General features: G+C 66.2%; 24 protein-coding genes. 15 read left to right on the plus strand and 9 right to left on the minus strand.

The window, feature by feature from the left end:
* Nucleotides 1–11 precede the first annotated feature (11 nt).
* Complete coding sequence (locus H7X47_RS02060; RefSeq protein ID WP_193366944.1) at nucleotides 12–584, minus strand: TetR/AcrR family transcriptional regulator; 573 nt, start codon at nucleotides 582–584, stop codon at nucleotides 12–14.
* 69 nt (nucleotides 585–653) lie between these two features.
* On the opposite strand from H7X47_RS02060, the gene H7X47_RS02065 reads away from it, so the two are divergent.
* A complete protein-coding gene (locus tag H7X47_RS02065; RefSeq protein WP_193366945.1) occupies nucleotides 654–1,061 on the plus strand; it encodes a RidA family protein in 408 nt (135 codons plus the stop codon).
* Nucleotides 1,062–1,140: 79 nt separating this feature from the next.
* On the opposite strand, the gene acnA is transcribed toward H7X47_RS02065, so the two are convergent.
* From acnA to H7X47_RS02090, 5 genes are all read right to left on the minus strand, one after another.
* Nucleotides 1,141–3,816, minus strand: coding sequence for an aconitate hydratase AcnA (gene acnA / locus H7X47_RS02070; protein WP_437126526.1), 2,676 nt, complete (start codon nucleotides 3,814–3,816; stop codon nucleotides 1,141–1,143).
* A gap of 278 nt (nucleotides 3,817–4,094) precedes the next feature.
* Nucleotides 4,095–4,907 carry an alpha/beta fold hydrolase gene (locus tag H7X47_RS02075; RefSeq protein WP_193366947.1) on the minus strand — a complete coding sequence of 271 codons (813 nt, stop codon included), beginning with the start codon at nucleotides 4,905–4,907 and terminating at the stop codon, nucleotides 4,095–4,097.
* 134 nt (nucleotides 4,908–5,041) lie between these two features.
* Nucleotides 5,042–5,794 (minus strand): thymidylate synthase family protein, encoded by a 753-nt coding sequence (locus H7X47_RS02080; RefSeq protein ID WP_193366948.1) that lies wholly within the window; start codon nucleotides 5,792–5,794, stop codon nucleotides 5,042–5,044.
* The gene (locus H7X47_RS02085; protein ID WP_193366949.1) at nucleotides 5,787–6,584 is read right to left on the minus strand and encodes a hypothetical protein; all 798 of its coding nucleotides are present in this window, start codon (nucleotides 6,582–6,584) and stop codon (nucleotides 5,787–5,789) included. The genes H7X47_RS02080 and H7X47_RS02085 overlap by 8 nt, the downstream gene beginning before the upstream one ends.
* 156 nt (nucleotides 6,585–6,740) lie before the next feature.
* Nucleotides 6,741–7,622 carry a LysR family transcriptional regulator gene (locus tag H7X47_RS02090; protein WP_193366950.1) on the minus strand — a complete coding sequence of 294 codons (882 nt, stop codon included), beginning with the start codon at nucleotides 7,620–7,622 and terminating at the stop codon, nucleotides 6,741–6,743.
* Nucleotides 7,623–7,847: 225 nt separating this feature from the next.
* On the opposite strand from H7X47_RS02090, the gene H7X47_RS02095 reads away from it, so the two are divergent.
* The 8 genes from H7X47_RS02095 to H7X47_RS02130 all read left to right on the plus strand — a co-directional run bounded on the left by H7X47_RS02095 (nucleotide 7,848) and on the right by H7X47_RS02130 (nucleotide 18,253).
* On the plus strand, nucleotides 7,848–9,347 hold the full coding sequence (locus H7X47_RS02095) for a CoA-acylating methylmalonate-semialdehyde dehydrogenase (RefSeq protein WP_193366951.1): 1,500 nt from the start codon (nucleotides 7,848–7,850) through the stop codon (nucleotides 9,345–9,347).
* Nucleotides 9,348–9,688: 341 nt separating this feature from the next.
* A complete protein-coding gene (locus tag H7X47_RS02100) occupies nucleotides 9,689–11,671 on the plus strand; it encodes an AMP-binding protein (protein WP_193366952.1) in 1,983 nt (660 codons plus the stop codon).
* Between the two features lie 2 nt (nucleotides 11,672–11,673).
* Nucleotides 11,674–12,462: an ABC transporter ATP-binding protein gene (locus tag H7X47_RS02105; protein ID WP_319633506.1), complete on the plus strand. Its 789-nt coding sequence runs from the start codon at nucleotides 11,674–11,676 to the stop codon at nucleotides 12,460–12,462.
* Between the two features lie 12 nt (nucleotides 12,463–12,474).
* Nucleotides 12,475–13,491 carry a branched-chain amino acid ABC transporter permease gene (locus H7X47_RS02110; RefSeq protein WP_227010117.1) on the plus strand — a complete coding sequence of 339 codons (1,017 nt, stop codon included), beginning with the start codon at nucleotides 12,475–12,477 and terminating at the stop codon, nucleotides 13,489–13,491.
* Nucleotides 13,492–13,496: 5 nt separating this feature from the next.
* Nucleotides 13,497–14,576 (plus strand): branched-chain amino acid ABC transporter permease, encoded by a 1,080-nt coding sequence (locus H7X47_RS02115; protein WP_193366953.1) that lies wholly within the window; start codon nucleotides 13,497–13,499, stop codon nucleotides 14,574–14,576.
* A gap of 103 nt (nucleotides 14,577–14,679) precedes the next feature.
* Entirely contained in the window at nucleotides 14,680–15,993 is a 1,314-nt protein-coding gene (locus tag H7X47_RS02120) for an ABC transporter substrate-binding protein (RefSeq protein ID WP_193366954.1), read from the plus strand.
* Between the two features lie 118 nt (nucleotides 15,994–16,111).
* Nucleotides 16,112–16,960 (plus strand): ABC transporter ATP-binding protein, encoded by an 849-nt coding sequence (locus tag H7X47_RS02125; RefSeq protein ID WP_193366955.1) that lies wholly within the window; start codon nucleotides 16,112–16,114, stop codon nucleotides 16,958–16,960.
* A 60-nt stretch (nucleotides 16,961–17,020) separates the two neighbouring features.
* Nucleotides 17,021–18,253, plus strand: a complete 1,233-nt coding sequence (locus H7X47_RS02130) for a phenylacetate--CoA ligase family protein (protein ID WP_193366956.1) — start codon at nucleotides 17,021–17,023, stop codon at nucleotides 18,251–18,253.
* A 15-nt stretch (nucleotides 18,254–18,268) separates the two neighbouring features.
* Here the strand turns inward: H7X47_RS02130 and H7X47_RS02135 are convergent, their stop codons facing one another.
* The 3 genes from H7X47_RS02135 to H7X47_RS02145 form a co-directional block, all read right to left on the minus strand.
* On the minus strand, nucleotides 18,269–18,724 hold the full coding sequence (locus tag H7X47_RS02135; protein ID WP_193366957.1) for a hypothetical protein: 456 nt from the start codon (nucleotides 18,722–18,724) through the stop codon (nucleotides 18,269–18,271).
* A 429-nt stretch (nucleotides 18,725–19,153) separates the two neighbouring features.
* Nucleotides 19,154–20,164, minus strand: a complete 1,011-nt coding sequence (locus H7X47_RS02140) for a sensor histidine kinase (RefSeq protein WP_193366958.1) — start codon at nucleotides 20,162–20,164, stop codon at nucleotides 19,154–19,156.
* Nucleotides 20,165–20,180: 16 nt separating this feature from the next.
* Nucleotides 20,181–20,996, minus strand: a complete 816-nt coding sequence (locus H7X47_RS02145) for a response regulator (protein WP_193366959.1) — start codon at nucleotides 20,994–20,996, stop codon at nucleotides 20,181–20,183.
* A gap of 283 nt (nucleotides 20,997–21,279) precedes the next feature.
* Here H7X47_RS02145 and ccmA point away from each other — a divergent pair, with 283 nt between their 5' ends.
* The 6 genes from ccmA to H7X47_RS02175 all read left to right on the plus strand — a co-directional run bounded on the left by ccmA (nucleotide 21,280) and on the right by H7X47_RS02175 (nucleotide 26,324).
* Nucleotides 21,280–21,936 (plus strand): heme ABC exporter ATP-binding protein CcmA, encoded by a 657-nt coding sequence (ccmA, locus tag H7X47_RS02150; RefSeq protein ID WP_193366960.1) that lies wholly within the window; start codon nucleotides 21,280–21,282, stop codon nucleotides 21,934–21,936.
* Nucleotides 21,937–21,949: 13 nt separating this feature from the next.
* Entirely contained in the window at nucleotides 21,950–22,615 is a 666-nt protein-coding gene (ccmB, locus tag H7X47_RS02155; protein WP_193366961.1) for a heme exporter protein CcmB, read from the plus strand.
* 140 nt (nucleotides 22,616–22,755) lie between these two features.
* Nucleotides 22,756–23,505, plus strand: a complete 750-nt coding sequence (locus tag H7X47_RS02160) for a heme ABC transporter permease (protein WP_193366962.1) — start codon at nucleotides 22,756–22,758, stop codon at nucleotides 23,503–23,505.
* 157 nt (nucleotides 23,506–23,662) lie between these two features.
* A complete protein-coding gene (gene ccmD / locus H7X47_RS02165) occupies nucleotides 23,663–23,902 on the plus strand; it encodes a heme exporter protein CcmD (protein WP_227010118.1) in 240 nt (79 codons plus the stop codon).
* A complete protein-coding gene (ccmE, locus tag H7X47_RS02170; RefSeq protein ID WP_193366963.1) occupies nucleotides 23,899–24,345 on the plus strand; it encodes a cytochrome c maturation protein CcmE in 447 nt (148 codons plus the stop codon). Before ccmD ends, ccmE begins: the two co-directional genes overlap by 4 nt.
* Nucleotides 24,342–26,324, plus strand: coding sequence for a heme lyase CcmF/NrfE family subunit (locus H7X47_RS02175; RefSeq protein ID WP_193366964.1), 1,983 nt, complete (start codon nucleotides 24,342–24,344; stop codon nucleotides 26,322–26,324). Before ccmE ends, H7X47_RS02175 begins: the two co-directional genes overlap by 4 nt.
* Nucleotides 26,325–26,328: the final 4 nt, after the last annotated feature.

A 26,328-nucleotide genomic window follows, 5' to 3' on the forward strand; every position in this document is an offset into this window, starting at 1 on the left:
ACTGCCGGTCTTCAGAGTATGGAGCGAACCACGGCGGCGATCTGATCGGTGGTGGGTTTCGGGCCTTGGCCGGTCGCGTGCATCAGGGCGATCCCGTCGACCAGTCCGGCGCAGGTGTCGATGGCGACGTCGTCCTTGCCCTCGGAGATGAGCCGCAGGAAGAATTCGATCGGCCGGCGCGCCGCCGCGGTCAGCTGTTCGCCGACGCCCTTCAGGTCGTCGCGGCGCGCGGCCGCCAGGGTCAGCTCCATCCGCGCCAGAAACAGGTGCCGCGAGTCTTCCGCATAGGCGATGACCTCCTCGGCGACATAGCTCACCGCCGCGTCCATGCCCTGCTTGGCGGCCCGCTCCGCAAAGCCGACCTGCAGCTCGTCGCAATCCTTCTCCAGGACCGTCGCAAGGTGCTGTGCCGCGGCGCTCAGCAAGCCCGCCTTCTTCGGAAAGTAGTAGGTGGAGGAACCCTGCGGCAGCCCCGCCGCCTCGTCGACCGCGCGATGGGTCACGCCTTCCAGGCCCCGGGTCGCGAGAAGTTCGACCACGGCATTCAAGATGGTTTCCCGGCGGTCGGGTTTTGGCGTTGACATCGGACCTCTACATTTGCAGAGTATTTTATACGATATGAAGAACTCTTTGCCTAGAGGACAGATTATCCCATGCCGCAGCCCGTTGCCCGCCTGAACCCGCCCCTCTTGCCGGACACTTCGGCTTTGGGCTACTCGCAGATCTCCGTTGCCGAAGCGGGACGCCTGGCCTTCATTTCCGGTCAGGTCGCCCTGCGGCCCGGCGGCGCGCCCCCGCCGGACAGCCTCGGCGAGCAGATGGAGATCGTGGCCGCCAACGCCCGGGCCGCTCTGGAGGCTCTCGGCGCGCGCCCGCAGGACATCGTCATGGCGCGGGTCTACGCCGTCGACCTGACGCCCGAGAGACTGGAGGAGGTCATGCCGCCCCTGCTGGCCGCCTTCGACGGCGCCCGGCCCAGTCTTACCGGTATCGGCGTTGCCGCCCTCGCCGCCCCGGACCTGCAGGTCGAAATGGAATTGACCGTCCGCCTGCCGGATTGAGTCTCCGGGCCTGATTGAAAAAGGCCCCCGCTTTCGCGAGGGCCTTTCTCGTTTCGGCTGATGCCTATGAAGGTCGGGCTTACGCCGCCTTCATCAGGTTGCGCAGGACGTAGTGCAGGATGCCGCCGTTCTTGTAGTACTCCACCTCGTCGGCGGTATCGATGCGGCAGAGCACCGGCACCTGCTCCGACGAGCCGTCGGGGCGGTGGATGGTGAGCGTCAGCTCCATGCGCGGCTTGATGCCCCCGGCCACGCCGGTGATGTCGAAGGTCTCCTCGCCGGTCAGCTTCAGGCTCTCGCGGCTGGCACCGCCGGTGAACTGCAGCGGCAGCACGCCCATGCCCACCAGGTTGGAGCGGTGGATGCGCTCGAAGCTCTCGACGATCACCGCCTTGATGCCCAAGAGGCGCGTGCCCTTGGCCGCCCAGTCGCGCGAGGAGCCGGTGCCGTACTCCTTGCCGCCGATGACCACCAGCGGCACGCCCTCCTCGGCGTACTTCATGGCCGCGTCGTAGATCGGCATGACCTCGCCGTCGGGCAGGTGCTTGGTGAAGCCGCCCTCGACGCCCGGCACCATCTCGTTCTTGATGCGGATGTTGGCGAAGGTGCCGCGCATCATGACCTGGTGGTTGCCGCGGCGCGCGCCGTAGGAGTTGAAGTCCAGCGGACGCACCTGGTGTTCCAGCAGGTAGTCGCCGGCCGGGCTCTCCTTCTTGATGGAGCCGGCCGGGGAGATGTGGTCGGTGGTGATGGAATCGGCCAGCTTGGCCAGCGCGCGGGCGCCGGTGATGTCGCCCACGGCCTCGGGCTCGGCCTTCATCTCCTCGAAGAACGGCGGGTACTGCACGTAAGTCGAGGAGGGGTTCCACATGTAGGTCATGCCGGTGCCGGTATCGATCTCACGCCACTCCGGCGGGCCCTCGAAGACGTTGGAATAGCGCGCCTTGAACATCTCCGGGGTCAGCACGTCGCCGATCACCTGGGCGATCTCCTGGTTGGAGGGCCAGATGTCCTTCAGGAAGACCGGGTTGCCGTCCTTGTCGTTGCCGATGGGGTCGTTCAGCAGATCGACCTTCAGCGAGCCGGCGATGGCGTAGGCGACCACCAGCGGCGGCGAGGCCAGGTAGTTCAGCTTCACCAGCGGGTGGACGCGGCCCTCGAAGTTGCGGTTGCCGGAGAGCACCGCGGCGACCGAGAGGTTGCCCTTGTCGATGGCGTCCTGGACCGGCGCGTCCAGCGGGCCGGAGTTGCCGATGCAGGTGGTGCAGCCGTAGCCCACCAGCTCGAAGCCCAGGGCGTCGAGGTGCTCCTGCAGGCCGGCGGCCACCAGGTAGTCGGTCACCACCTGGCTGCCCGGCGCCAGGGAGGTCTTCACCCAGGGCTTGCGGTTCAGGCCCTTCTCGTTGGCCTTCTTGGCCAAGAGGCCGGCGGCGACCAGCACCGCGGGGTTGGAGGTGTTGGTGCAGGAGGTGATGGCGGCGATCACCACGTCGGCCGGGTCCAGGGTCTCATCGCTGCCTTCCAGGGGCTGCGCGGTGCCGGTCCCCATGTCGTTCAGCGCGGCCTCGGCGGAGGCCTTCACGCCGGACAGCGGCACGCGGTCCTGCGGGCGCTTGGGACCGGCCAGGCTCGGCTCGACGCTGCCCAGGTCCAGCTCCAGGCTGTCGGTGAAGACCGGCTCGGGCGTATCGGCGTCGCGCCACATGCCCTGGGCCTTGGCGTAGGCCTCGACCAGGGCCACGCGCTCGGGGTCGCGGCTGGTGAAGGTCAGGTAGCGGATGGTCTCCTCGTCGATCGGGAAGATGCCGCAGGTGGCGCCGTATTCAGGGGCCATGTTGCCGATCGTCGCCTGGTCGGCCAGGCTCAGGTGGTCCAGGCCGTCGCCGTAGAACTCAACGAACTTGCCGACCACGCCCTTGGCGCGCAGCATCTGCACCACGGTCAGCACCAGGTCGGTGGCGGTGGTGCCTTCCTTCATCCGGCCGGTCAGCTTGAAGCCGATGACCTCGGGGATCAGCATGGAGACCGGCTGGCCCAGCATGGCCGCCTCGGCCTCGATGCCGCCGACGCCCCAGCCCAGGACGGAAAGGCCGTTGACCATGGTGGTGTGGCTGTCGGTGCCGACCAGGGTGTCCGGGTAGGCGACGGTCTTGCCGTCCTCGTCCTTGGTCCAGACCACCTGGGAGAGATATTCCAGGTTCACCTGGTGGCAGATGCCGGTGCCCGGCGGCACGACGCGGAAGTTGTCGAAGGCGCTCTGGCCCCAGCGCAGGAAGGAGTAGCGCTCGCCGTTGCGGTCGAACTCCATCGCCACGTTCTTCTTGAAGGCGTCGTCGCTGCCGTAGTTGTCGACCATGACCGAGTGGTCGATGACCAGGTCGACCGGCGACAGCGGATTGATCTTGCGCGGGTCGCCGCCCAGCTTGGTCAGCGCCTCGCGCATGGCGGCCAGGTCGACCACCGCGGGCACGCCGGTGAAGTCCTGCAGCAGCACGCGGGCCGGGCGGTAGGCGATCTCGCGGTCGGAGCGCTTGTCCTTCAGCCACTGGCCGATGGCGCGGATGTCGTCGACCGTGACGCTGCTGCCGTCCTCGTAGCGCAGCAGGTTTTCCAGCAGCACCTTCATGGAATAGGGCAGGCGCGAAACGTCGCCGATCTCGGAGGCCGCGGCCTCCAGGCTGTAGTAGCTGTAGGTCTTGCCCCCGACCTCGAGGTCGCGGCGGGTTTTCAGGGTGTCCTTGGAAGGCATGAGCATCTCTCCTTCGGTTGCGTTGGGCCGCCGGAAAACCTTCCTACCGTCTCCGCCCCTCCAGTGCATCGCGGGCAGGCAGCTGCGGCAGGTTCGGTACCGGCGTGCCCCGCGACCGGTTGCGACCGTCTCGCGGGAGCTCACGTTTGGGAATATGGGCGATAAAATACTCGCCGCCAGCGACTTGTCCATGCCGTTTTGCGGGGGGCAGGCCCCCTGGATTATCGCGGCTTGCGGGCGGAAAACGCCCCGGTTCCGGCTCCCCGGAGGTCAGCCCCCTTAACTCAGTGGAGGCGGGCCAGGAAGGCGGCGGCGGCCTCCAGCACCGCCGGGCGCTGCTCCAGGTGGGGCTGGTGGCCGCAGACGGGCAGGAAGACGGCCTCCACCGGGCCGGCGGCCCCGGCGGCAATGAGGTTGATCTGCGCGTCACTGCCGTAGTCGTCGTCCTCGCCCTGGATCGCCAGGACGGGGCAGGTGATGCGCGGCAGATCGGCGCGCAGCTCGCAGGCCGCGAAGCCCGGGCGCAGCCAGGTCTCGGTCCAGGCGCGCCACAGCTCCTCGGTGCCGTCGCCGTGGTAGCGGGCAAGGCGGCGGCGGATCTCCGGCGCGCGCGGGTCCTGGTCGGCGGCGCGGATGCCGGCCAGGGTCTCCTCCTCAACCATCACATGCGGGGCGAGTACGATGCAGCCGGCCACCTGCTCCGGAAAGGCGGCGGCATACATCAGCGCGATGGTGGCCCCGTCGCTGTGGCCGAAGAGGACCGGCCGGTCGATCCCCGCGGCGGCCAGCACCGCCGGCAGCACCGCCTCGGCCTCGTGGCGCAGGTAGTCGCCCGCCCGCGGCAGGCTGAGCGGCGAGGAACGGCCGTGGCCCTGGCGCTCGTAGACCAGGCCCGGCAGGCCGCTGGCGGCGGCCATATCCTCGGGAAAGCCCTTCCACTGGCCGATGGAGCCCAGGGCCTCGTGCAGGAAGACGAGGGTCGGCCCCACGCCGACGTTTCCGATGCGCCGGGCGGCCAGGCGCAGATCCCCTTCCGGAAAGGAGAGGTCGAGGAAGAAGTCTTCGCGCGAAGGAGAGGCGACGGTCTCGGATGGCATGGCCCGGCGAAGGTAGCCGGATTTCTAGAAGATGTCCTTGTTCTCGCGCACCTCGTCCTTGATGAAGTCGATGGTCTCGCGGATGCGGCGCAGGGCGGCGGTGTTTTCGTGGGAGACGATCCAGAAGGTGCGGACTAGTTGTATGCCGATGCTTCTCTATTCAAGAGCATGAATTCTTCCACCTTATGCAGCCACTTGTGGACGATCTCCGCTCGCGGCACGAAGCTCTTGTTGCGCTTCAAGAACCTACGGTGCACCAAGACTCTAGCGAGCTGTAAATTAAGTGGCCCCATTTTAATTTCTCCCAATCGAGGCGTTGCTCTGGCCGAATAGAGCTCAAAGAACTCTTGCTGAAACTGGCGGAGGAAAAGCATGTCGAACAGTCCAAACTCCACAACGCTCTGGGAGCGGAAAAACGCATTCAAATGCAGTTCGTTCTCGTGCAGAAGGAATGAGCCAGACACTAAGCAAGGAACGTAACCGGGTCGCTTTCGGTCCAGGATGTCATGAGGAGTGAATACTGAGAACACAAGGCCACCAGATGCGGGCTCTCGTTTCGCAATTTCGAGCAAGTTTTGTTTTTGATCAAACCCATCCTGCAAGAAATTCTCGATTCGCGAGATATAGCTTGGTTTAGTTGTGGTGCTTCGGCGTTCTTCGAATGCTTTCTTTGCACGCCTCTCTCCGAAATCTATGAGTTCTGGAAACTCTTCGCGGAGGAACTCACGCAAATTCAAAAGTCGGCTGATGGCGTTGTCCTGATATGGGATTGAGCACTGAAAAGGCGCTAGTTGCCAAGCACCATCATACCCCTGCCGCTCTTCACAGCATTGAAATGTCGCGTGATACAGGTAGGAAACTTCGTCTGATATTGGGGCATTATTCACATAGGCCTCCTATGGCGAAAAAGGCGACAACCTGTATTAGGAGAACCACTAAATAGTAAGTGAATGCCCATCGTAGCTGGTTGAGAGAGGCGCTCTTGTGGAGCTGTAGTGTTTGCAGGATGAAGACTTGCTCCAGGTCTTCACGAATTGATTTTTTAAGGTCAAAATTCTCGATCAACTTTTTGAAGAAACGCTCTCGCATCCCAACGATTTTGTGCACGAGTTCATCGTTGTTCATCGATTTCGGATTTATTTTTTCGGAGCCTAGGACGTAACGATAGAACCAGAACCTAACGTCGGAAATCAGTCTATAGGGTCGATCTGTATCTAATTCTTTATTGAACAAGAAAAGTATGATGAACAGTCCGATGGCAGTCGAACACGCAATTCCAATCAATATCCATTTCTCTAGATCGCTAAGCGCAGTGCCAAGGCGAAGTGCAATGCCGATGGATGTGAGGATAAAAATTGAGATGCTTACGTGCGTTTGTAGCACCCTGTACCTTTGATCCTCATACCAGTCGTGCCGATCGATTGCGTACTGAATAGCTTTGTGAATTTTTGCAATTAGACGATCAGGCGTATTCGCTTCGCTCTTTCCAATAACCTCGGATATCAAGCCCAATTCTAGCTCTTGCTCCAATCGAGTCGCTTCTTGCCGCGCAGTCTGCGGTATTGAATCGGGAGAACCGCTAAAGAATTTCTTGATAGGTCCTGTTGGTAGGAAGCGAGTGAGGAATACCAGAATGGCGGGCCCAGTTAGTGCCACTAAAACCAATGGCCATTTCATATCTTGAATGCCTCCTGACATTCCCAACAACCCGCCTCACAAAACAGTGGATTACGGATCGATTTGTGCGCGCAACCTTATAAACAATTGCAGCATGACGCTCGATATTACATCACGCGATGGTTTTGTTGGGTGAAGATTTACCCGTAATCAGGCTCAGAAGATGTCCTTGTTCGCGCGCACCTCGTCCTTCACGAACTCGATGGTCTCGCGAATGCGGCGCAGGGCCGCGGTGTTCTCGTGGGAGACGATCCAGAAGGTGCGGGTCAGGGAGAAGGTCTTGCGCAGCACCGGCTGCAGGCCGCTCTGCTGGCCGGCCAGGAAGTCGGGCAGGATGCAGACGCCGGCGCCGGCCAGGGTGGCGTTGAGCTGGGCGATGAGGTTGGAGCTGGAGATCTGCGGCACCACCTTGCGCCCGAAGTTGGGCATGTAGTCCAGCTTGGGGTCGAAGATCAGGTCGGCGATGTAGCCGATCATGGCGTGGTGGGTCAGGTCCTCCAGGCCGCGGATCGGCGGGTTCTCCTTCAGGTAGTCAGGCGCCGCGTAGAGCTGCAACCTGTAGTCTGTGAGCTTGGAGGCCAGCAGGCGCCCGGAGGTCGGCCGCGTCACCGCGATGGTCAGGTCGGCCTCGCGCTTGGCCAGGCTGAAGACCCGCGGCATGGCCACCAGCTGAAGTTCCAGCTTGGGGTGACGGCGCGCCAATTTGTGGATGCGCGGGGCCAGGAAGAAACTGCCGAAGCCGTCCGGCGCGCCCAGGCGCACCACGCCCTCCAGCGACTCGTCGCGGCCCTGCACCTGGGCCTGGGCCTGCAGGGTGGTGGTCTCCATGGCCTCGGCCGAGGGCAGCAGGCGCTGGCCCACCTCGGTCAGGCTGTAGCCCTTGGGATTGCGGTCGAAAAGCTGGGCGTCCAGATCGGTCTCCAGGGCGCGGATGCGGCGCGCCACTGTGGCGTTGTCGACCTTCAGGCCCTTGGCCGCGGTGGTCAGCTGCCCGGTGCGCGCCACCGCGAGAAAGAACTTCAAATCGTCCCAGCGCATCGCTTCGCTTTCTGATAGGCTTTGCGTTCTTGCAGCCATGCTCGCCGCATCCTTGCAAAAATGCAAAATGAAAATGACAAAATGGCGGTTTAGGCGCATAGAAGAATGTACTACGCAAAACAGCCATTATTTTAGCGGGTCAAGCGATCCCGGGTGAACAAAGCCTGGGCGTCCGGAACAGGGCGCGGGAAAGCCGGTCGCAGCGCAGTCGGGAGGACAGTCAAGGTGCAGGAACTCACACACTTCATCGGTGGCAAGCACGTCAAGGGGACGAGCGGACGCACGGCCGAGGTGTTCAATCCCGCGACCGGCGAGGCCGAGAAGCTGGTGCCGCTGGCCAGTGACGAGGAGATGGCCGCCGCCGTCGCCAACGCCAAGGAAGCGCAGCCGGCCTGGGCCGCGGTGAACCCGCAGCGCCGCGCGCGGGTGCTGATGAAGTTCGTCGACCTGCTCCACCGCGACATGGACAAGCTGGCCGAGGCGCTGTCGCGCGAGCACGGCAAGACCTTCCCCGACGCCAAGGGCGACGTCATCCGCGGCCTGGAGGTCGCCGAGTTCTGCTTCGGCGTGCCGCACCACCTGAAGGGCGAGTACACCGGCAACGCCGGCCCCGGCATCGACATCTACTCGGTGCGCCAGCCGCTGGGCGTGGTGGCCGGCATCACGCCGTTCAACTTCCCGGCCATGATCCCGATGTGGAAGTTCTGCCCGGCCATCGCCGCGGGCAACGCCTTCATCCTGAAGCCGTCGGAGCGCGATCCCTCGGTGCCGCTGATGCTGGCCGAGCTGATGATGGAGGCGGGCCTGCCCGCCGGCATTCTGAACGTGGTCAACGGCGACAAGGGCGCGGTCGACGCCATCCTCGACCACCCCGATATACAGGCCGTGGGCTTCGTCGGCTCGACGCCGATCGCCGAGTACGTCTATACCCGCGGCTGCGCCAACGGAAAGCGCGTGCAGTGCTTCGGCGGCGCCAAGAACCACATGATCGTCATGCCCGACGCCGACCTGGACCAGACGGTCGACGCCCTGATCGGCGCCGGCTACGGCGCGGCGGGCGAGCGCTGCATGGCCATCTCGGTGGCCGTGCCGGTGGGCGAGAAGACCGCCGATGCCCTGATGGAGCGCCTCATCCCGCGGGTCGAGAGCCTGAAGATCGGCCCCTACACCGCCGGCGACGACGTCGACATGGGCCCGCTGGTCACCGCCGCCGCGCGCGACCGGGTCAAGGGCCTGGTCGACAGCGGCGTGGCCCAGGGCGCCGAGTTGGCCGTCGACGGCCGCGACTTCACCATGCAGGGCTACGAGAACGGCTTCTTCGTCGGCGGCTGCCTCTTCGACAAGGTGACCACCGACATGGACATCTACAAGGAAGAGATCTTCGGCCCCGTGCTCTCGGTGGTGCGCGCCAAGGCCTACGACGACGCCTTGGACATGACGATGACCAATCCCTACGGCAACGGCACGGCGATCTTCACCCGCGACGGCGACACGGCGCGCGACTTCTGCGACCGCGTCAATGTCGGCATGGTCGGTGTCAACGTGCCGATTCCGGTGCCGCTGGCCTACTACACCTTCGGCGGCTGGAAGGCCTCCGGCTTCGGCGACCTGAACCAGCACGGCCCCGACGGCTTCCGCTTCTACACGCGGACCAAGACGGTGACCTCGCGCTGGCCCTCGGGCGTCAAGGAAGGGGCGGAGTTCTCGATCCCCACCATGAAGTAGGGCCCGCCGCCAAAGCAGGACGCTGAGGAAGTTTCGACGCAGACGGTTACAGGAGGGGGAGGTATCTCGGGAGCCAAGGACCCCGCGCGTTCTGGGAGGACGCGCCGGCAACCCGGCCCTAGAGTATTGATTTCTCGGTCAAAGACCGAATAGATTTTCACAGCTTTCCGGGCGGGAAAACCCGCTACAACACCAACGAAAACCGGAAGGCAATGAGGGAGGCCCGGCTACGTGATGGCACCACCATCAGAGCTGTGCGCGCCATTCGCGTCCCGTCGGGATGCCGAGGCGACGTTTGCGCAGCGCAATGGCAGACCGTTGTTCCGACGGAGCGCCAGACCATGAGCTCGACCCGGAACACTGCAGGCTTGCCGCCGGCGGAGATCGACACCTTTCCCAAGCTGCTGGAGTATCAGCGCAGGACGCGGCCCCAACGGCCGGCGATCCGCGAGAAGGACTTCGGCATCTGGCAGACCTATTCCTGGGGCCGGGTGGCCGAGGAGATCCGCGACCTCGCCGCCGGGCTCTTCAGCCTGGGTGTCCAGCGCGGCGACAAGGTCGCCATCGTCGGCGATAACCGACCCCGCCTCTACTGGACCATGACCGCGGTGCAGGCCATCGGCGCCGTGCCGGTGCCGCTGTACCAGGATTCCGTGGCCGAGGAGATGACTTATGTCCTCGAACATGCGGAGGCGCGCTTTGCCGTGGTCGAGGACCAGGAGCAGGTCGACAAGCTGATGGAAGTGATGGAGCGCTGCCCGCGCCTGGAACAGATCGTCTACGACGAGTCGCGCGGCATGCGCCACTACACGCAGTCCTTCCTGCACCACTTCGATGCGGTCCAGTCCGAGGGCCGCGACTACAACAAGATCCACCCCGATTTCTATGACGAGGAGATCGCCAAGGCCAAAGGCGACGACCCGGCCATCATCCTCTATACCTCCGGCACCACCGGCAAGCCGAAGGGGGTGATCCTCAGCTTCGACAACGTGATCAAGACGGCGGCCAACGGCGTGAAGCTGGAGCAGCTGACGGCCGACGAAGAGACCATGGCCTACCTGCCCATGGCCTGGGTCGGCGACCACATCTTCTCCTACGGACAGAGCTACGTCGCCGGCTTCTGCGTCGCCTGCCCGGAATCCAGCGCCACGGTGATGCAGGACCTGCGCGAACTGGGGCCGACATACTTCTTCGCCCCGCCGCGCATCTTCGAGAACATCCTGACCACGGTGATGATCCGCATGGAGGACGCCAGCTGGATCAAGCGCCGGGTGTTTCACTACTTCATGGATCTCGCGCGGCGTTGCGGCACGCGCATTCTGGACCGGAAGCCGGTGAGCGCCAGCGACCGCCTGCTCTACGTCCTGGGCAACCTGCTGGTTTACGGGCCCTTGAAGAACACCCTGGGCTTCACGCGCATCCGCCTGGCCTATACCGCGGGCGAGGCCATCGGGCCCGACATCTTCGATTTCTACCGTTCGATCGGCGTGAACCTGAAGCAGCTCTACGGCTCGACCGAGGCCAGCGTCTTCATCGCTATCCAGCCCGACGGCGAGATCGAAGCCGACACGGTCGGCAAGCCGGCCATCGACGTGGAAATCAAGATCGCCGACAACGGCGAGGTGATGTTCCGCAGCCCCGGCGTCTTCGTCGAATACTTCAAGAACCCGGAGGCCACGGCCGAGACCAAGACGCCGGACGGCTGGGTGCACACCGGCGATGCCGGTTTCTTTGACGACAACGGCCATCTGAAGATCATCGACCGCGCCAAGGACGTGGGCCGCCTCAACGACGGCGGGCTCTTCGCGCCGAAGTACGTGGAGAACAAGCTGAAGTTCTTCCCCGACATCAAGGAGGCGGTGGCCTTCGGCCACGAGCGCGACTTCTGCGCCGCCCTCATCAACATCGACCTGGTGGCCGTCGGCAGCTGGGCGGAGCGCAACAACGTGGCCTACGGCAGCTACCAGGAACTAGCCGCCCACCCGCAGGTGATCGAGACCATCAAGGGCCACATCGAGCAGGTCAACCGCGACCTCGCCGCGGACCCGCGGCTGGCGAGCAGCCAGATCCGCCGCTTCCTGGTGCTGCACAAGGAGCTCGATGCCGATGACGGCGAACTGACGCGCACCCGCAAGGTGCGCCGCAGCTTCATCGCCGAGCGCTATCTGCCGTTGATCGACGCGCTCTACTCCGGCGTCGATCACGCCTACATCGAGACCGAGGTCACCTTCGAGGACGGCCGCAAGGGCATGATCAAGGCCGACCTGCAGATCGTCGACGTCGAGACTGCGCCGACGGCGCCGGCCATGAAGAAAGCGAGCTGACGGTGTACGGCGACAAGCATATCGGCGACACGCTGCTGAAGGTCGACAACATCACGCTGGCCTTCGGCGGCGTGAAGGCGCTGACCGACATCTCCTTCGAGATCCGCGAGCACGAGATCCTGGCGATCATCGGCCCCAACGGCGCCGGCAAGACCTCGATGCTGAACGTGATCAACGGCTTCTATCATCCCCAGCAGGGCCGCATCATGTTCCGCGGCGCCGAGCGCAAGGCCATGCGCCCGCACCTGGCGGCCAAGCAGGGCATCGCGCGCACTTTCCAGAACGTGGCGCTGTTCAAGGGCATGTCGACGCTCGACAACATCATGACCGGGCGTGTCCTGAAGATGAAGAGCAACCTCTTCCAACAGGCCATCTACTGGGGCGCCAACCAGCGCGAGGAGATCGAGCATCGCGAGGTCGTCGAGAAGATCATCGACTTCCTGGAGATCGAGGCGATCCGCAAGACCCCGGTGGGGCGCCTGCCCTACGGCCTGCAGAAGCGCGTCGAGCTGGCCCGGGCGCTGGCCATGGAGCCGGACCTGCTGCTGCTCGACGAGCCCATGGCCGGCATGAACGTGGAGGAGAAGGAGGACATGTGCCGCTTCATCCTCGACGTGAACGACGAGTTCGGCACCACCATCGCCCTCATCGAGCACGACATGGGCGTGGTCATGGACATCTCCGACCGGGTGGTGGTGCTCGACTACGGCCGCAAGCTGGCTGACGGCTCGCCCGACGAGGTGCGCGCCAACCAGGACGTCATCGATGCCTATCTCGGCGTCAGTCACTAGGAGATCAGGGTGATGAACGCCACCGCCACACGCTTCGGAATCTGGATGGCCTTGGTGCCGCTGCTCATCGCGATCCTCGGCCTCGGCCTGCAGGGCCTGGCCATCATCGACACCTCGCTGTTCTTCACCTGGGGCTACTTCCTGGAAGTGCTGATCGCCGGGCTGCTGCAGGGGGTCCTTTATTCGCTGGTGGCGCTCGGCTTTGTGCTGATCTTCAAGGCCTCGGGCATCTTCAATTTCGCCCAGGGCTCCATGGTGCTCTTCGCCGCGCTGACCATGGTCGGCTTCATCGAGATGGGACTGCACTGGACCCTGGCTTTCATCCTGGCCGCCGGGGTCATGGTGGTGCTGGCCATCGTCATCGAAAAGGTGGTGCTGCGCCCCATGGTGAACCAGCCGCACATCATCCTCTTCATGGCCACCATCGGTATCTTCTATTTTCTCGACGGCTTCGGGCAGACACTCTGGGGGTCGGACGTGAAGGTGCTGGACATCGGCATTCCCAAGGATCCGATGTTCGTTCTGCCGAACGTCTTCGAGGGCGGCATCCTGATCAATTCCTTCGACCTGGTGGCCGCCCTGGTGGGCGCCGTCCTGGTCGCGGTGCTGGCGGTCTTCTTCCAGTACACCCGCGTCGGGCGCGCCCTGCGCGCGGTGGCCGACGACCACCAGGCGGCGCTGTCGGTCGGTATCCCGCTGAAGACCATCTGGGCCATCGTCTGGTCGGTGGCCGGCATCGTGGCGCTGGTCGCGGGCATCATGTGGGGCTCCAAGGCCGGGGTGCAGTTCTCCCTGGCGCTGATCGCGCTGAAGGCCCTGCCGGTGCTGATCCTCGGCGGCTTCACCTCGATCCCCGGGGCCATCGTCGGCGGCCTCATCATCGGCGCCGGCGAGCAGGTGGCGGAGGTCTTCCTCGGCCCCCTGGTGGGCGGCGCGCTGCAGGACTGGTTCGCCTATATGCTGGCGCTGGGCTTCCTGCTGTTTCGGCCGCAGGGCCTGTTCGGCGAAAAGATCATCGAGCGGATTTAGAGACCATGTTCTATCGCGAAGCCGGACAGTTCAAAACCAGCTACAGCGCCGACCAGGCGATCTTTCCGATCCGCCAGGACCGCCTGGGCCTGCTGCTGCTCGGCCTCGTCGCCGTCTTCGCGGTGCCGGCGCTGGCCAACAACTATTTCCTGGAGACCATCTTCGTCCCCTTCCTGGTCTTCGCCATGGCGGCCCTGGGGCTCAACCTGCTGACCGGCTACTGCGGCCAGCTTTCGCTCGGCACCGGCGGTTTCATGGCCTGCGGCGCCTTCTTCTCCTTCAAGCTGGCCACAGCCTTTCCCGAGCTGCACATCGTCGTGGTCTTCCTGCTGGCCGGCCTGGGTACCGCCGGCGTCGGCGTGCTCTTCGGGCTGCCCAGCCTGCGCATCAAGGGCTTCTACCTGGCCGTCGCCACCCTGGCGGCGCAGTTCTTCCTGGTCTGGATGTTCAACAAGTTTAACTGGTGGACGAACTACAGCCCCTCCGGCGTCATCTCGGCGCCGCCGCGTGAGATCATTCCCGGCTTCTTCGTCACCGGCAACGAGGCCAGCCCGGCGGCCAAGTACGTCTTCCTGCTGATCTTCGTGGCCGTTCTGGCGCTGATCGCCAAGAACCTGGTGCGCAGCCGCACCGGACGCTCCTGGATGGCGATCCGCGACATGGATATCGCCGCGGAGATCATCGGCATCCGTCCGCTCTGGGCCAAGCTCTCCGCCTTCGCCGTCAGCTCCTTCTACATCGGCATCTCGGGCGCGCTCTGGGCCTTCGTCTACACCGGCTCGGTGGAGGCGCTGGCCTTCCAGATCGACCGCTCCTTCCAGGTGCTCTTCATGGTGATCATCGGGGGGCTGGGCTCGATCCTCGGCTCCTTCCTCGGCGCGGCCTTCATCGTGCTGCTGCCGATCCTCTTGAACAACGCGCCGGCGGCGCTGGGCATCCCTCTCAAGGTGGAGCTGATTTCGCACCTGGAGTTCATGATCTTCGGCGCGCTCATCATCTTCTTCCTGATCGTCGAGCCGCACGGCCTGGCCCGGCTGTGGCAGATCGGCAAGGAGAAGCTGCGGCTCTGGCCGTTCCCGTACTGACCATGCCCCCGCCCGGCCGCTGGCCAGCGGCAGGGGGCGATGCTAGCCTAGGACCGAATAACCAAGCCCTTGGAAAGGGGCAAAAAACCGGGAGGAACTTAGGATGAAGTTTAAGAAATTTGGCCTCGCCGCAGTTGGCGCGGCGATGTTGGCGGGCTCGCTTGTCCTGCCGGGACTGGCGGCCGCGCAGGAACAGTTCGTGCCGCTGCTGGTCTACCGCACCGGCCCCTATGCGCCGAACGGCATTCCCATCGCCGACGGTTTCAACGACTACATGCAGCTCATCAACACGCGTGATGGCGGCATCAACGGCATCAAGTATGCCTGGGAAGAGTGCGAGACCCAGTACAACAACGACCGTGGCGTCGAGTGCTACGAGCGCCTGAAGGGCAACGGCCCGACCGGCGCCAGCGTCGTGAACCCCTATTCGACCGGCATCACCTATGCGCTGATCGACCGCGCCACCAACGACAAGGTGCCGGTGCTCTCCATGGGCTACGGCCGCGCCGACGCCTCCGACGGCCGGGTTTTCCCCTACGTCTTCACCATGCCGATCACCTACTGGGCCGGCGCCGACGTGATGGTGCAGTACGCCAAGAAGGAATCGGGCGGCAGCCTGAAGGGCAAGAAGATCGCCCTGGTCTATCACGACTCCGCCTACGGCAAGGAGCCGATCGCGACCCTGGAGCGCCTGGCCAAGGAAGAGGGCTACCAGTTCTCGACCTATCCGGTCGCCCACCCGGGCCTGGAGCAGAAGGCGACCTGGCTGCAGATCGGCCGCCAGCTGCGGCCCGACTGGGTCTTCATGTGGGGCTGGGGCGTGATGAACTCGACGGCCATTAAGGAGGCCGCCGCCGTCGGCTTCCCGATGGAGAAGTTCATCGGCATCTGGTGGTCCGGTGCCGAGGCCGACGTGACCCCGGCCGGCGCTGCGGCCAAGGGCTACAAGTCCTTGAACATCACCGGCGTCGGCACCTCCGCGCCGATTTTCGCGGACATCGAGAAAATGCACGCCGACGGCAACGGCATCGCCGACAAGGCCAACATCGGCACGGTGCTCTACAACCGCGCCCTGGTGAACGCCTTCCTCTATACCGAGGCGATCCGCGTCGCCCAGGGCGAGTTCGGCGTCAAGTCGCTGACCGGCGAGCAGGTGCAGTGGGGCATGGAGCACCTCAACGTGACCCAGGCCGCGATCGACAAGGCCGGCATGACCGGTCTGCTCAGCCCGGTGAAGATCACCTGCGCCGATCACGAGGGCGGCGGCTCCGCCCTGGTGCAGCAGTGGGACGGCGCCAAGTGGCAGGCGATCACGGACTTCATCTCGCCGAACCGCGACGCCCTGCGGCCGGCCTATGAGGAGTCGGCCGCCCAGTACGCCAAGGAGAAGGGCATCACGCCGCGCAGCTGCAGCTGACCCGGCGGGATTCCCCGAACCCCCCGGAAACCTGTGGGGGACTTCGAGGCAAGGGGGCGGTCCAGCGGACCGCCCCCGCGCCCCGGAGAATTTCACTCTCTAGAGATTGCCTGAAGCCATGAGCGAAGCCGCCAGCCTGACCAGCGAAGCCCCGCAAAGCGCCCCCGCCGCGTCGATCCTCTCGGTGAACAACATCGAGGTGATCTACGACCACGTCATCCTGGTGCTGAAGGGCGTTTCCCTGGAGGTGCCCCAGGGCGGCATTGTGGCCCTTCTGGGCGCCAACGGCGCCGGCAAGACGACGACCCTGAAGGCGATCTCCAACCTGTTGCGCGCCGAGCGCGGCGAGGTCACCAAGGGCTCCATCGAGTTCGAGGGCCGGCGCGTCGACGCGCTGACCCCCAACGACCTGGTGAAGTCCGGCGTGGTGCAGGTCATGGAAGGCCGCCACTGCTTCGAACACCTGACCATCGAAGAGAACCTGCTCACCGGCGCCTACACACGCAGCGACGGACGCGGCGCGGTGCAGGCCGACCTGGAGATGGTCTACAGCTATTTCCCGCGCCTGAAGGAACGGCGCGGCTCCATGGCCGGCTACACCTCCGGCGGCGAGCAGCAGATGTGCGCCATCGGCCGCGCGCTGATGAGCCGCCCCAAGATGATCCTGCTCGACGAGCCCTCCATGGGCCTGGCCCCGCAGCTTGTCGAGGGCATCTTCGAGACGGTGAAGCGGCTGAACGAGGCGGAGGGCGTGTCCTTCCTGCTGGCCGAGCAGAACACCAACGTGGCGCTGCGCTACGCGCGCTACGGCTACATACTGGAAAGCGGCCGCGTGGTGCTGGACGGCGACGCGGAGAAACTGCGCGAGAACGAGGACGTGAAGGAGTTCTACCTCGGCCTCTCCGCCAGCGGGCGCAAGTCCTACCGCGACGTCAAGCACTACAAGCGGCGCAAGCGCTGGCTATAGGTTTGCCGCTTTGCGGTTCCAGCGGGCCGGCGCCGGGTATTCCGTAAGGAATAGGAAATCATGGACTACTACGACGACTTAGAAACCCGCGCGCCAGAGGCGCGCGAGGCGGCGCTGCTGGCGGCGCTGCCGGCGCAGATCGCCCAGGCCAAGGAAAAGGCGCCGGGCTACGCCGAGATCCTGGCCCGGGTCGATGCCGCCGCGGTGACCAGCCGCGCGGCGCTGGCGGAACTGCCGGTCACCCGCAAGACCGACCTCATGGACCGCCAGGCGGCAGCGCCGCCCTTCGGCGGGCTGTCGGCGGTAGCGGTCGGGGAGGCCGCGCACCTCTTCGCCTCGCCGGGGCCGATCTATGAGTTCGACACTGCGCGGGCCGGCTTCTGGCGCCTGGAGCGCGCTCTCTTCGCCGCCGGCTTTCGCCCCGGCGACGTGGTGCACAACTGCTTTGCCTACCACCTGACGCCGGGCGGCTGGATGATGGACGGCGCGGCGCGCAGCCTGGGCTGCGCGGTCGTGCCCGGCGGCGTCGGCAACTCCGAGCAGCAGGTGCAGGCCATCGCCCACTTCCGGCCCTCCGGCTACACCGGCACGCCGGACTTCCTGAAGGTGCTGCTCGACAAGGGGCAGGAATTGGGCGTCGACTGCAGTTCCATCACCCGGGCGCTGGTCTCCGGCGGCGCGCTCTTCCCGCAGCTGCGCCAGGCCTACGCCGAGCGCGGCGTCGCGGTGCTGCAGTGCTACGCCACCGCCGACCTGGGCCTCATCGCCTACGAGTCGGAAGCCCGCGAGGGCATGATCCTGGACGAACAGATCATCGTCGAGATTCTGCGTCCGGGCACCGGCGATCCCCTGCCCGAGGGCGAGGTGGGCGAGGTGGTGGTGACCACCCTCAATCCCGACTACCCGCTGATCCGCTTCGCCACCGGCGATCTCTCGGCCCTGCTGCCGGGGGCCAGTCCCTGCGGGCGCACGGCGCCGCGCATCAAGGGCTGGATGGGGCGCGCCGACCAGGCGACCAAGGTGAAGGGCATGTTCGTGCAGCCCGCCCAGGTGGCCGCGGTGCTGAAGCGCCACGGCGAGATCGCCCGCGCCCGCCTGGTGGTGACCCGCCAGGGCGACAGCGACGCCATGACCCTCCAATGTGAGGTGGCGGGCAAGGATGACAGCCTGGCCGCGGCGATTGCGGCGAGCCTGCAGGATGCCTGCAAGCTGAAGGGCGCGGTGGAACTGGTCGCGCCCGACAGCCTGCCCAACGACGGCAAGGTCATCGACGACCAGCGCAGCTACGACTGATCCGGACCCGCGGGCTCACGCGCCGGTGGGGGCGTGCTCGCGGCAGGACACGTGAAAGCTGGACAGCGGGCGGCCGCGTGCCTCGATGACGATGTCCTTCTGGCTGCCGATGAACTCCCAGACGGGATGGCGCAGCGCCGGGCAGATGGCGGAGAAGAAGGCGGGCTTGGCGCGCCCCGGCAGGGCCCTTTCGTAGGCCCAGAGGCGGTCGGAGAGCCCGACGATGACAAGGACGTTGTCGTCGTCGGCGGTCACGGAGTCCAGCCGCCAGCCGGCCGGCAGGCCCTCGTAGGCGAAATAGGCCTCCACCGCTTTCACGCCCCTGTCGGACGCCCCGCCGCTCTGCGCCGCCGCGCCGGGGTCTTGGGCTCCGGGGTTTTGGGCTTCGGGGCCTTGGGCTTCGGGGGACGCGGCGCAGGCCGTCAGCAGCAGGCCGGCCAGCAGGCCTGCGAAGGGGCGGAGAATGCTCATGGGGCGAGTTTAGCCAGGGCGACCCCCGCCGTGAAGCCGCAGAAAGCCCCGGAGCGCCGCAGAATCGCGTTGGGCGAAAAATCACAATATCGCCGCATTTGCGGCCAGATGCCGACACCTTCGCTGCCTACCTTGATACTCACGGAGACTTCCCCTCTCTGTAGAGGAGCCCAGCCTGCCTCAATAGATGCCCCGAAATGGCTGGTACTAAGGGGGCGGCCGACTGCCCCGACCAAGCGCGGCCGCCCCGACTTTCTCCGGAGACGTTTTTCTTCGGAAAGCTCCAACTACGGGCGGTCGCGTACCCCAAGCCAAGCGGGACCGCCCGCATTTTTTTCCAAATTCACTGTCGTGAAACCGCCGCCCGCGCGCCGGGATGCCGCTTTGCGTCAATCTGCGCCGGGCGGCCGAAACCGAAGGTTTGGCGCGTCAGGCGGCGGCGCCTTCCGCGTTGTGTCGCGCGACGATGCGGTGGGCGGGCAGGCGCAGGGTCACGGTGGTGCCCTTGCCCAGCTCGCTCTGCAGGTCCAGGGTGCCGCCGTGCAGCTCGGCCAGGGCCTTGGCCAGCGGCAGGCCCAGGCCGGTGCCCTTGGCCTCCTGCTCCGGCAGGCTGCCGACCTGGCCGAAGACGGCGAGGGCCTGGGGAATGTCCTCGCGCGCGATGCCGACGCCGTTGTCGACCGCCTGGAACACGAAGCCGCTGCCCTCGGTGGCCCAGCAGCGCAGCATCACGGTGCCGCCTTCGGGCGTGAACTTGATGGCGTTGGCCAGCAGGTTCACCAGGATCTGCGTCAGCCGCCGCTTGTCGGCCTTGATCGCCGGCAGTTCGTCGGGGCAGTCGAACTTCAAGGACACGCCGGCTTCCTGCGGGCGTCCGTTCAGCAGGACCTCGACGCCCGCGACCAGCGATGCCGGCTCGATCACGTCTTCGTGCAGCGTCTCGCGACCGGACTCGACCTTCGAGAGGTCGAGGATGTCGTTGATGATGCCCAGCAGGTGCTGGCCCGACTGGCGGATGTCGGTGGCGTAGTCGCTGTATTTCAGGTTGCCGATGGGGCCCATGGATTGGTGCTCGATCATCTCGGCGAAGCCGATGATGGCGCTCAGCGGGGTGCGCAGCTCGTGGCTCATGCACGCCAGGAAGGCCGACTTCGCCTGGTTGGCCCGGTCCGCGCGCAGGGCCTTTTCGCTGGCCTGGCGCAGGCCGGCCAGCGCCTCGTCGAGCTGGTCCTGCAGGGTCCGGCCGTTTTGTTCGGCCTGGAGACCGCCTGCGGCGGCGTCGCCGGTGGCAAGGGAGGCCGCCAGGGCTTCCAGGCGCGCGCCCTGGCGCAGCGAGAACAGGAACTGAAGGGCCAGCAGGGCGGCGATAACCAGGCCGAGAGCGGCGCCGCCGATCAGCAGCCAACCGGGCAGCAGGATGGTCTCGGCGCCGTCAATCATGACACTTCGTCCGTTCCTAGGCCGGTTGCTCGCCGAGGTCGCCGAGGCTCACCTTGGGGGCGTCGTCGCGGCCGCGCATCCAGCCTTTCTGGAACTGGCTCTGGCTGACGATGCGCTCGTAGTTGTCGAGCATGGCGTCGATCTCCTGGCGATCGACGAGGTTGGTCTTGTAAACGAGATTGCGCAGGAAGCGGTTGAAGCGGCCTTCGTTCTGCATGTCCTGCTCCACGCAGGCATGAACCAGGCCGACCACGTAGCCGAAGCGGAAGATGGTCGGTTCCTCCTTCGCGAAGCCGGCGCTGTGGGTGCCGATGAAGGAGGCCAGCTCGTTGACCGTCGCCTGCTCGGCGGAGATCTCCTCCACCACCTGTGCGCCGCCGTCGGCGGCGCATTCCTCGGACAGGGCGCGCAGCTCCTTGATGGCTTTCTTGCGCCTTTCGGAGCCTTCGTCCGAGGATCCCTTGCGCGTCCAGAACTGCACGCGCTCCAGGATCTCGGTCATGGGCGCCGACTTCACCAGGTAGTCGTCGCCGCCGGCCTGCAGGCACTCCAGGATGGTGTCCGGGTTGTCGAGGGCGGAAAGGAAGAGGATGGGCGAGGGATGCAGGCCCTGCATCTTGCGGATCCGCGCGCAGGTCTCGATCCCGTCCAGGCGCGGCATCATGACGTCGAGGATGATGAGTTGCGGGTTGGAGACCTTGTGCAGCATGCCGATGGCTTTCTCGCCGTCGGCGACCTTCATGACGCTGAAGCCGGCCGATTCCAGCATGTCGGCATACATGCGCCGCAGGGTGTCGTTGTCTTCGGCCAGAATGATGGGTCTTGCCGACATCGCGAGGGCCTCTTGGGGCTGTTCTCAGGGCCTCCGCCCGGTTTCCGGGCAGGTCTACAGTCTGAGCCATTGTGGTTAAAATTCGGTATCAACCGGCGGAAGAAATTCTTATGTCTACGGTATCCGCTCCCGTGTGGTCGCCGAACCGGCGCCGCGTGCGGCTGGTGCGCCGCGGCGCCGATCTGCTATACCCCTGGCCTTGGTTATGTTTGCGTCCCGGGTCCTCGTCCGCGGCCCTCGGCGCGCCCTCCCGACGGTCCACCTATTTCGGTCCACCCACCCCATGGCGAACTTCGAAGGTCGATCCCTGCACTGCCGGCGCGGCGGCCGCGACGTCTTCGCCGAGCTTTCCTTCGCCCTGCCGCCCGGCGGGGCGCTGCTGCTGACCGGGCCCAACGGCTCGGGCAAGTCCAGCCTGCTGCGCCTCATGGCCGGCCTGCTGAAGCCGGCCGGCGGCGAGCTGCTGTGGGACGGCCAGGCGATCAGCGAGGCGCCGGAGGAGCACGCCGCGCGGCTGCACTACCTGGGCCACCTGGACGCGGTGAAGCCGGTCCTGAGCGTGGCCGAGAACCTGCGGTTCTGGGCCGATCTCAGGGGGTCGGCGGCAAGCGACCGGAACACCACCCTCGACGCGGCGCTGGAGCGTTTCGCCCTCACCGAGCTGGCCGCGGTGCCGGGCCGCCTGCTCTCCGCCGGCCAGCGCCGCCGCCTGGCGCTGGCCCGCCTCGTCGCCGCGCCCGCCGACCTCTGGCTGCTGGACGAACCCTCGGTGGGTCTCGACCACGCCTCGGTGGAGCGCCTGGCCGCGGCCATCGCCGGGCACCGCGCCGCGGGCGGCCGGGTGGTGGTGGCGACCCACACCGCGCTGCACCTCACCGAGCCGCTGCGCCTTTCCCTGGACTCCCTGGCGCCGCCGCCCCTGCCGGAGATGGTGTGGTGAGAGGGAGGTCGTCGTGAGAGGCCTGGCGCTCCTCGTCGCCCGCGATCTGCGCCTGGCGCTGCGCCAGAGCGCCGACGCCTGGCTGGCGGTGCTGTTCTTCGTGCTGACCGCCGCGCTCTTCCCCTTCGGCGTCGGGCCGGAGCCCAACCTGCTGGCGCGCATCGCCCCGGGCATCATCTGGGTGGTGGCGCTGCTCGCCGTGCTGCTGTCGCTGGAGCGCCTCTTCCTCGCCGATTTCGAGGACGGCAGCCTGGAGCAGCTGCTGCTCTCCCCGCTGCCGCTGGAACTGGCGGTGCTGGGCAAGGTTCTGGCGCACTGGCTGACCACCGGGCTGCCGCTGATCGCCGCGGCGCCGCTGCTGGCCGTTCTCTTCCACATGGACCTCTCGGGTCTCGGCGTGCTGCTGCTGGCCATGCTGCTCGGCACGCCGACCCTCAGCCTGGTCGGCGCGGTGGGCGCGGCGCTGACCCTGGGGGCGCGGCGCGGCGGGGTGCTGATCCCGCTGCTGGTGCTGCCGCTCTACGTTCCGGCCCTGATCTTCGGGGTAGGAGCCACCGACGCGGCCCTCCTGGGCCTGACCGCGCGCCCGCACCTGCTGCTGCTGGGCGCGGTGCTGCTGGTCATGCTGGTGATCACCCCCCTGGCCGGGGCCGCCGCCTTGCGCCAGGCCATAGAATAAGCCTCTGAAATAAAACGCATAACGGGTTCTGGAATAAAATCCCACTTCGAGGCGTATTTTCAAGGAGCCGCCGGGGTTCCCGACGCTGGCATGACTTGGCTCAAGGCACTAAATAGACGGGGACTGTAGGATTAGTGCTTATGCATCGCTTCGCAAATCCGGCGCGCTTCACCCGTCTCGCCGACCGCATCCTGCCTTTCGCCGCCGTCGGCACGGTGGTGGCGCTGGGTGTCGGGTTTTATCTGGCGCTCTTCGTGGCCCCGGGCGACTACCAGCAGGGCGAAAGCGTGCGCATCATGTACGTCCACGTACCCTCGGCCTGGATGGCGATGTTCATCTATGTCGCCATCGCCGTGGCAAGCGCCGTGGCGCTGATCTGGCGCCATCCCCTGGCGGACCTAGCGGCCAAGGCCTCCTCGCCGGTCGGCGCCGGTTTCGCCTTTCTCACCCTGGTCACCGGCTCGCTCTGGGGCCGGCCCATGTGGGGCACCTGGTGGGAATGGGACGGACGCCTGACCTCGATGCTGATCCTGTTCTTCCTCTACCTCGGCCACATGGCGCTGCTGAACGCCTTCGAGGACAGCCAGCGCGGCTACCGCGCGGCGGCGATCCTGGCCCTGGTGGGGGTGGTGAACATCCCGATCATCAAGTTCTCGGTCGACTGGTGGTCGACCCTTCACCAGCCGGCCAGCGTCATGCGCCTGGACGGCCCGACCATTCACCCCTCGATGCTGTGGCCGCTGCTGATCGTGGCGGTGGGCTTCAAGCTTTACTACCTCACCGTCGTCCTGCTGCGCATCAAGAGCGAGCTGATCGCGGCGCGCCTGCGCGCCCTCGATCTGGCGACGGTGAAGGCGGCCGAGGTTCAGGGGCAGGCGGTGCAAGGCTAGGGCGCCGGGTCAGGAGGGAAGCTGCGCGATTCGGTCGCACTCACGCGAATATGACTGACGCTGCGGGGCCAAGCGCCTAGATTTGCGCTTCGACGGCCGCAGCCGGAAAGGGCGGCCCCCCGCGAGAAGGGCCGGGAAGGCCCCGAACGGGAGAGTGATGGAGGAAATTACGGCTTTTTTCGAGATGGGTGGCTATGCCGTCTACGTCTGGCCCTCGCTGGCCCTGACGGTGGTGATCATGGCCGGCCTGCTGATCGCGACCCTGCGCCAGCTGCGCAACCGGCAACGTCGGCTGGCGGAGCTGGAGGCGCGCGGCGTCCAGCGCCAGCGCCGCCAGCGTCCTGCCCCCGATCCCACGGCTCAGCCGGGCGCCGAAACCCGGGAGGCGCGGCCGTGACCCGCAAGCGCCGCCGCCTCTATATCGTCATTGCCGCGCTGCTGGTCTTCGGCGGCGCCACGGCCCTGGTGTTGACCGCCCTCGACGACAGCCTCGACCTGTTCCAGAGCCCCAGCCAGCTCATGGCCTCGCCGCCGCCGCCCGAGCGCGGCATCCGCCTGGGCGGTCTGGTGGAGGAGGGCACGGTGCTGAAGTCCACCGACGGGCTCAGCGTCTCCTTCCGCGTCACCGACGGCGCCCAGTCGGTGCCGGTCAGCTACAAGGGCATCCTGCCGGACCTTTTCCGCGAGGGGCAGGGCGTGATCACCGTCGGCAACATGGGCCCCGACGGCACCTTCGTTGCCCGCGAGGTGCTGGCCAAGCATGACGAGAACTACCTGCCGCGCGAAGTGGTCGACGCGCTGAAAGAATCGGGCCAGTGGCAGGGAGAGGCTACACAGTGATCATCGAGCTCGGCCACTTCGCACTCATCCTCGCCCTGGCCGCGGCCGTGATCCAGGGGACCCTGCCGATGATCGGCGCGGCGCGCGGCGATGCCGCCTGGATGGCGCTGGCGCGCCCGGCGGCCGTCGCCCAGCTCTTCCTGGTCGTCTTCGCCTTCTGCGCCCTGACCCAGGCCTACGTGACCTCCGACTTCTCGGTCCTGAACGTGGTGCAGAATTCGCACTCGGCCAAGCCGCTGCTCTACAAGATCACCGGCGTCTGGGGGAACCACGAAGGCTCCATGCTGCTGTGGATCCTGATCCTCGCGCTCTTCGGCTCGGCGGTCGCGGTCTTCGGCGGCAACCTGCCGCCCTCCCTGCGGGCGCGGGTGCTGGGCGTGCAGGCCTGGATCGGCATCGGCTTCATGGCCTTCACCCTCTTCACCTCCAACCCCTTCGAACGCATCTTCCCGGCACCGCTGAACGGCGAGGACCTGAACCCGCTGCTGCAGGACCCGGGCCTGGCCTTCCATCCGCCGATGCTCTACGCCGGCTACGTCGGCTTCTCCATGGCCTTCTCCTTCGCCATCGCGGCGCTGATCGAGGGCAAGGTGGACGCCGCCTGGGCGCGCTGGGTGCGGCCCTGGACGCTGCTCGCCTGGGCCTTCCTCACCGGCGGTATCGCGCTGGGCTCCTGGTGGGCCTACTACGAACTGGGCTGGGGCGGCTGGTGGTTCTGGGACCCGGTGGAGAACGTCTCCTTCATGCCCTGGCTGCTGGGCACGGCGCTGCTGCACTCCGCCATCGTGGTGGAGAAGCGCAACGCGCTGAAGACCTGGACCATCCTGCTGGCCATCCTCACCTTCTCGCTGTCGCTGATCGGCACCTTCATCGTGCGCTCGGGCGTCATCACCTCGGTGCACGCCTTCGCCAGCGATCCGGAGCGCGGCTTCTTCATCCTCATCCTGCTGGCCATCGCCATCGGCGGCTCGCTCACCCTCTTCGCGCTGCGCGCACCCTCGCTGAAGGCCGGCGGCCTCTTCGCGCCGATCAGCCGCGAGGGCGGCATGGTGATCAACAACCTCTTCCTCACCGCCGCCTGCGCCGCGGTCTTCCTGGGCACGCTCTACCCGCTGTTCCTGGAGGCGATCGACGGCTCCAAGGTCTCCGTCGGCCCGCCCTTCTTCAACGCCACCTTCGTGCCGCTGATGGTGCCGCTGGTCTTCCTCATGGCCGTGGGGCCCATGCTGCCGTGGAAGCGCGCCGACCTGGCCGGCGCGCTGGTGCGCCTGAAGGTCGCCGCCCTGGCCGCGCTGCTGGTGGCGGGGCTGACCTGGTACCTGCAGACCGGCGGGCCGATCCTGGCGGTGGCCGCCATGGGGCTTGCCGCCTGGCTGTTCATTGGCGCCCTGGTGGAATGGGCCGACCGGGTGAAGCTGTTCCGCGCGAGCCCGGGTGAGAGCTGGCGCCGCGCCCGCAACCTGCCGCGCGCCGCCCACGGCATGACCCTGGCCCACGCGGGCCTGGCCGTCGCCATGGCCGGGATGATCGGCTCCTCGGTGTGGAAGCAGGAGGTGGTGACCAACCTGAAGCCCGGCGAGAGCGTAGAGATCGCCGGCTACAGCCTGCTCTTCGAGGGCGTCGGCAAGCTGGAGGGGCCCAACTACAAGGCCGAGCGCGCGCGCTTCACAGTGACCCGCGGCGGTGAAGAGATCGCCCTCATGTTCCCGGAAAAGCGCGTCTACCAGGTGAAGGCCATGCCGACCACCGAGGCGGCGATCCGCACCACCTTTTTCTCCGACCTCTACGCGGTGATCGGCGACGCAGACGGCCAGGGCGGCTGGACCGTGCGCGTCTACCACGAGCCGCTGGTGCCCTGGATCTGGATCGGCTGCCTGGCCATGGTGGCCGGCGGCCTGACCTCGCTCAGCGACCGGCGCCTGCGCGTCGGCGCGCCGCACCGCCAGCACAAGTCCACCGCGCGCCCGGCCGCGGCCTAACCGA

Source organism: Pelagibius marinus (assembly GCF_014925385.1).
Classification (GTDB): Bacteria; Pseudomonadota; Alphaproteobacteria; order Kiloniellales; family Kiloniellaceae; genus Pelagibius; species Pelagibius marinus.

Excerpts from the sequence above, each read along its gene's own strand:
- H7X47_RS02145 (WP_193366959.1), bottom strand. The coding sequence starts at position 20,996 with ATGTCGGCAAGACCCATCATTCTGGCCGAAGACAACGACACCCTGCGG.
- H7X47_RS02110 (WP_227010117.1), top strand. The coding sequence starts at position 12,475 with ATGAACGCCACCGCCACACGCTTCGGAATCTGGATGGCCTTGGTGCCG.
- H7X47_RS02125 (WP_193366955.1), top strand. The coding sequence starts at position 16,112 with ATGAGCGAAGCCGCCAGCCTGACCAGCGAAGCCCCGCAAAGCGCCCCC.
- ccmD (WP_227010118.1), top strand. The coding sequence starts at position 23,663 with ATGGAGGAAATTACGGCTTTTTTCGAGATGGGTGGCTATGCCGTCTAC.
- ccmA (WP_193366960.1), top strand. The coding sequence starts at position 21,280 with ATGGCGAACTTCGAAGGTCGATCCCTGCACTGCCGGCGCGGCGGCCGC.
- H7X47_RS02140 (WP_193366958.1), bottom strand. The coding sequence starts at position 20,164 with ATGATTGACGGCGCCGAGACCATCCTGCTGCCCGGTTGGCTGCTGATC.
- H7X47_RS02090 (WP_193366950.1), bottom strand. The coding sequence starts at position 7,622 with ATGCGCTGGGACGATTTGAAGTTCTTTCTCGCGGTGGCGCGCACCGGG.
- H7X47_RS02060 (WP_193366944.1), bottom strand. The coding sequence starts at position 584 with ATGTCAACGCCAAAACCCGACCGCCGGGAAACCATCTTGAATGCCGTG.
- H7X47_RS02100 (WP_193366952.1), top strand. The coding sequence starts at position 9,689 with ATGAGCTCGACCCGGAACACTGCAGGCTTGCCGCCGGCGGAGATCGAC.
- H7X47_RS02115 (WP_193366953.1), top strand. The coding sequence starts at position 13,497 with ATGTTCTATCGCGAAGCCGGACAGTTCAAAACCAGCTACAGCGCCGAC.
- H7X47_RS02065 (WP_193366945.1), top strand. The coding sequence starts at position 654 with ATGCCGCAGCCCGTTGCCCGCCTGAACCCGCCCCTCTTGCCGGACACT.
- H7X47_RS02160 (WP_193366962.1), top strand. The coding sequence starts at position 22,756 with ATGCATCGCTTCGCAAATCCGGCGCGCTTCACCCGTCTCGCCGACCGC.
- H7X47_RS02075 (WP_193366947.1), bottom strand. The coding sequence starts at position 4,907 with ATGCCATCCGAGACCGTCGCCTCTCCTTCGCGCGAAGACTTCTTCCTC.
- acnA (WP_437126526.1), bottom strand. The coding sequence starts at position 3,816 with ATGCTCATGCCTTCCAAGGACACCCTGAAAACCCGCCGCGACCTCGAG.
- H7X47_RS02085 (WP_193366949.1), bottom strand. The coding sequence starts at position 6,584 with ATGAAATGGCCATTGGTTTTAGTGGCACTAACTGGGCCCGCCATTCTG.
- H7X47_RS02120 (WP_193366954.1), top strand. The coding sequence starts at position 14,680 with ATGAAGTTTAAGAAATTTGGCCTCGCCGCAGTTGGCGCGGCGATGTTG.
- H7X47_RS02130 (WP_193366956.1), top strand. The coding sequence starts at position 17,021 with ATGGACTACTACGACGACTTAGAAACCCGCGCGCCAGAGGCGCGCGAG.
- H7X47_RS02135 (WP_193366957.1), bottom strand. The coding sequence starts at position 18,724 with ATGAGCATTCTCCGCCCCTTCGCAGGCCTGCTGGCCGGCCTGCTGCTG.